We start from the raw sequence: 654 nt of genomic DNA, 5'->3' as shown, positions 1-654 counted from the left end.
TCTTTTTTCTGAAACTGTGGTGACATCAAAATAGCCTACTATTTTTTCTTTTGGGTTTTCTGTGTTTTTAATGTTTCCCTTGATAAGTCCAGGTTGAACCTGAGATAACAAGCTTCCAGAAGCTGCGAGTGATTTTAGGGTTTTGTAAAAATTATATGCTCCCGGATTTTGAACATATTGTCGTACTAAAACACTATATCTGTGTGCAATTTTTGGATCTTCTTTGGGAATAAAATTAATATTAAAATTAGAGACAACATCTTCGGTTTGATCTTCTGTAGTAGTTACATTAATACTATTAGAATAGCTGTTACTGTAGCAAATTTTGGTTTCTTCGGTGCGAGGGACTAATACAAGTTCATTATTGGAGTCTACAATAAGCTTATTCGGACTCCAATAAGGAGGAATTACAATATAGGTTTCAATAAATTCATAACGATAAAATTTTGAAGCGTTATTAGGATCAGTTGAATTCACATTGATAGCCACTCCAGTTTTATCTTCTTTAGTTTCTTGAGTAGCGATTACATCACTAATTTGGCAAGTAGCTGGCAAGGTTTCATTAGTTGAAATATAATTTTTGCCATTATTTGTTTCAATTTTTAAAGTATACGATATGTTTGGCTCAATTTGAAATTCCTGATCTGAAACATA

General features: G+C 32.0%; 1 protein-coding gene. It reads right to left on the bottom strand.

Going from position 1 to position 654, the window contains the following annotated elements:
- Positions 1–654, bottom strand: a 654-nt coding sequence (locus tag CX675_RS19660) for a DUF4249 domain-containing protein (protein ID WP_130736959.1), incomplete at both ends; no start/stop codon positions are given.

The sequence above is a fragment of the Flavobacterium sp. J27 genome, from assembly GCF_004303025.1.
Taxonomy (GTDB): Bacteria; Bacteroidota; Bacteroidia; order Flavobacteriales; family Flavobacteriaceae; genus Flavobacterium.
This window is presented reverse-complemented; position numbering and strand designations above follow the sequence as displayed.